Annotated in this window: 3 protein-coding genes and 1 pseudogene; 2 read left to right on the forward strand and 2 right to left on the reverse strand. The window is 69.9% G+C overall.

All coding sequences use genetic code 11. From position 1 onward, the window contains the following. Nucleotides 1-105: 105 nt before the first annotated feature. Together AOK01_RS39810 and AOK01_RS39815 are read left to right on the forward strand one after the other, a co-directional pair. Entirely contained in the window at nt 106-870 is a 765-nt protein-coding gene (locus AOK01_RS39810) for a bestrophin-like domain (protein ID WP_055520495.1), read from the forward strand. 232 nt (nt 871-1102) lie between these two features. After that, nucleotides 1103-1642, forward strand: coding sequence for a hypothetical protein (locus AOK01_RS39815; RefSeq protein ID WP_055520497.1), 540 nt, complete (start codon nt 1103-1105; stop codon nt 1640-1642). Between the two features lie 172 nt (nt 1643-1814). Here the strand turns inward: AOK01_RS39815 and AOK01_RS45965 are convergent. After that, the coding region (locus tag AOK01_RS45965) for an LPXTG cell wall anchor domain-containing protein (RefSeq protein WP_245702621.1) at nt 1815-1909 on the reverse strand (95 nt) is incomplete at its 5' end. A 2-nt stretch (nt 1910-1911) separates the two neighbouring features. After that, nucleotides 1912-2282 (reverse strand): annotated as a pseudogene (locus AOK01_RS45970) (hypothetical protein); the annotation flags it as partial. Between the last annotated feature and the right edge of the window lie 252 nt (nt 2283-2534).

Below are 2534 nucleotides of genomic sequence, written 5' to 3' on the forward strand. Positions count from 1 at the left end.
CCGCCGCGCGGCGGCCCGTCCCTGGTGTCGCTCACCCTGCTCATCACCGCGCCCGCCGTGCTCGCCGCTGCCGCGCTGCGCCCGCGCTGACCCCTGGAGGAATCCTTGTCGGAATGGCTTGTTCTCGCCCTCGCGATGGCCGCTGCCAGTGTCGTCGTCCTCATCGTCACCTTCGTACGGCACCACACGGCCGCCGATGACGACGATCCGTCCGACACTCCGGACGTCATCGAGTACATGACGATGATGATCGGCGTGGTGTACGCCATCGTGCTCGGCCTGGCCATCGCCGGCGTCTGGGAGGCGCGGAGCCTCGCCGAGGAGCACGTTCAGACGGAGGCGCACGCGCTGCACGAGATCTCCGAGCGCGTCCGCGTCTACCCTCCCGACGTACGCGACCGTATCCGCGACGACGTCGACGCCTATGTCGACCACGTCGTCACCACCGAGTGGAAGACCATGGCCGACGACGGCCACGTCACCGCGCGGGGGGAGAAACTGCTGACCCGGGTCCGCCACGACGTCACCGACTACGAGCCGAGGACGGACTTCGAGGCCCAGGCCTACCAGCCGCTCCTCGACCAGGTGACCGCGGCGGACATCGCGCGCACCGGCCGCGCGGAGTCGACGTCGCCGACCATGCCGGGCGTCGTGTGGTTCGGTCTGACCATCGGAGCGGTGGTGACCGTCGGGCTGATCTTCGCCCTGCAGATCCGCCGCACCCTGCGCGAGGTGATCCTCGCCGGTCTGTTCGCCGCCCTGATCGCCTTCCTGTTGTTCCTCATCTGGGACTTCGACGCGCCCTACGGCCGTGGGATCACGGCGACCGCCGAGCCGTTCCTGGCGTATTTCTCCGACGCCGGAAAGTAACGGAGCCCAGACGGGGCCCGTCGGAACACCCGTACCCGGGGGCGGGCGCCACGCCGTGCGCGTCCCCCGGGCGCGGGTACGCGTTACCCGGTTCGGCCCACACCGTTGCCCCATTCGCGCTACTGCGATCGCGCCCGCGCCCGCACCTTCCTAGCGTTTCGATCGTCGAGGTGCATGTACGGCGCAGCGGAAAAGGTCCGCGGGCTGCTCCTCGGGACCCGGAGGACTCACCATGCACGCGATACGCGTCGCTTCGGCCGCACTGCTGGGCATGACCGCCCTGACCCTCACCGCACCCGTCGCCGTCGCCAAGGGCGACGAGGACCGGGATCGGGACCGGGACCGCAACATCACCTCGTTCGGCTTCAACGTCTCGCCGACGACCATCGCCGCGGGCGGCCGGGTCACGCTCTCGGTCAACGGCTGCGCATCCGAGACCAAGGTCACCTCCGGTGTCTTCGACACGGTGACGATCCACAAGGGGCAGTCCACCGCCTCGGCCGCCGTCGACTGGGACGCCAAGCCCGGCGCGGTGTACGAGGTGAGGTTCCAGTGCGGGCACGAATCCGGCCACACGGATCTCACCATCGCCACCGGCCGCCCGGACAACCCGACGCACCTCCCCGTCCACCGGGGCGTCAAGGCGGGCGTCGGCGGCACCGCAGGCGGCTTCGACCTGGGCGAGATCGGCCTCGGGGCCGCGCTCATCGCCGGCTCGGTCGGCGCGGCGTACTACTGGTCGCGCAGGCGCGCCGGCGAACACGGCGGCTGACGCGGGCGCACGCCGCGGCCGACGCGTCTGAACGGCCTTTCGCCCCGGAACCCTTGAGGGTCCGGGGCGAAAGTCCGTTCAGGGCCGTTCAGACGAGATCCGGAATCCGATCCGGTCTCCGAAGGGGGCCGCCCGGCTCCGAAATCCGAAAAGGGGGCAGGGCTCAGATGGCTCAGATCTTGTTCTCGGAGCGGCGACGCATCCAGAACACCCCGCCGCCGACGAGCGCGAGGCCGACGAGCCCGCCGCCGATCGCCATGTCGGTCGNNCCACCGAGACCACCGCGAACACCGCCGATGACGGTGAAGGCGGCGGACTTCGACAGCGCCGGCTTGCCGTCGCAGTGGACCGTGATGTCGTACGCGCCCGGCGTGGCCGAGTGATTGACGGTCGCGGTTCCCTTCGACGTCTCGCTGTGGTTCCTGATCGGCGAGAGGGTGGCCCGTGGGAAGGCCCTGGACGTCATGGTGCCGCCTCTCGGGCACCCGTCGACGGTCACGGTCAGCTGGCCGCCCCGGGCGATGGCGCTGGGCATGGCGACGATATTGCTAGAGGTGTCCCAGGCCACCGCCTGGGGAGCGACGAGTCCGAGGGCGGCGACCGCTGTCGCAGAGACCGCCAGGGCACGAGTACTACGCATGTGATCCTCCGCGGAAGGCGCCCCGGGGAACGTCCCCGGGTCGGTCGGCGAAAGAACGCCTCCCAGACAGACACTCAGTTGCCGTGCACAGGGCCGCATTTCGAGAATGGTCCGTCCTGGTGAGAGGACACGCCGACAGAAAGGAACACATTCGGTTATCGCCGCAGGTCACGGACCGTCAGAAATTTCCTGCGGGTACGGACTCGGATGGCGCACGGCGCCCTGTCCGCCGTCCCTCCCGCCACCCCTCCC

This window comes from Streptomyces aurantiacus, assembly GCF_001418335.1.
Taxonomy (GTDB): domain Bacteria; phylum Actinomycetota; class Actinomycetes; order Streptomycetales; family Streptomycetaceae; genus Streptomyces; species Streptomyces aurantiacus.